We start from the raw sequence: 1,346 nt of genomic DNA on the forward strand, positions 1-1,346 counted from the left end.
CGCTTCGCGCCGCTTGCGATCGCCGCTGTGTTGACGGCGGCGACCCGCCGCGCGCCGCTTCGCGCCGCTTGCGATCGCCGCTGTGTTGACGGCGGCGACCCGCCGCGCGCCGCTTCGCGCCGCTTGCGATCGCCGCTAGGCTGCCAGCCATGGGGCGTACCCGCGTGGTCTGCGGAGCGATGGCGGGCGTGCTGGCGGTGGGAATGGCCGGCTGTAGCACGGAGCCGGTGTCCCCGACGATCACCGTGTTCGCGGCGGCGTCGTTGCAGCCGGCGTTCACCGAGATCGCCGAGCAGTTCAAAACCGACAATCCCGGGGTCGCGGTGGCCTTTAATTTCGCCGGGTCCTCGGATCTGGCCACCCAACTGACCCAGGGGGCGCGCGCCGACGTCTTCGCCTCGGCCAACACCACCCAGATGGACAAGGTCGCGCAGGCCGGCCTGCTGGACGCCGCGGCGGTGGCGTTTGCCACCAACACGCTGGTGATCGTGACAGCACCCGGCAATCCGCACGGGGTGCGGTCCTTCGCTGATCTGGCCGCACCAGGGCTCGCGGTGGTGGTGTGTCAATCACCGGTCCCGTGCGGCGCGGCGACGCACAAGGTCGAAGACGCCACCGGTGTCACGGTCACCCCGGTCAGCGAGGAACCCGACGTCACCGACGTCCTCAACAAGGTCACCACCGGCCAGGCCGATGCCGGTGTGGTCTACCGCACCGACGCCCAGCACGCCGGGGGCAAGGTGGCCACCATCGAGTTCCCCGAGGCCGCCGACGCGGTCAACACCTACCCGATCGCGCTGCTACGGGAGGCGGCTTCGCCCGGGCCGGCCCGCGCGTTCGTCGATCTGGTCACCGGCGAGGCGGGGCAGAAGGTGCTGCACGCGGCCGGTTTCGGTAAGCCCTGACCGGCCGTGGTCAGCCGGCCTGATCACCTGCCGGGCTGGGTCTATGTGCCCGCCGCGATCGGCGCGGCATTCGTGGTGTTGCCGCTGGTGGGGATCGCGACCAAAGTCGACTGGCCACATTTCTGGGCGTTGATCAGCAGTCCCTCCGCCATCACCGCACTGCAACTGAGCCTGCGCACCGCCGCGGCCAGCACGGTGCTGTGTGTGCTGTTCGGTGTGCCGATGGCGCTGGTGCTGGCGCGCAGTCGGTCACGCGTGGTGCGCCTCCTGCGACCACTGGTGCTGTTGCCGCTGGTGTTGCCACCGGTGGTGGGTGGAATCGCGCTGCTGTATGCGTTCGGCCGGCTCGGATTGTTGGGACGCTATCTGGAGGCCGCCGGAATCCATATCGCGTTCACCACCACCGCGGTGGTGCTGGCGCAGACCTGTCTCTTATACACA

Annotated in this window: 1 protein-coding gene and 1 pseudogene; both read left to right on the plus strand. The window is 69.6% G+C overall.

Annotation, left to right across the window (positions count from 1 at the left end; genetic code table 11):
- Positions 1-149: 149 nt before the first annotated feature.
- Entirely contained in the window at positions 150-905 is a 756-nt protein-coding gene (gene modA, locus LI94_RS21180; protein WP_024443760.1) for a molybdate ABC transporter substrate-binding protein, read from the plus strand.
- Positions 906-932: 27 nt separating this feature from the next.
- Positions 933-1,346 (plus strand): annotated as a pseudogene (locus LI94_RS21185) (molybdate ABC transporter permease subunit); the annotation flags it as partial.

It is taken from the genome of Mycobacterium sp. UM_Kg27, from assembly GCF_000972905.1.
Taxonomy (GTDB): Bacteria; Actinomycetota; Actinomycetes; order Mycobacteriales; family Mycobacteriaceae; genus Mycobacterium.

Coding starts and splice junctions, on each gene's coding strand:
- modA (WP_024443760.1), top strand. CDS start 150: ATGGGGCGTACCCGCGTGGTCTGCGGAGCGATGGCGGGCGTGCTGGCG.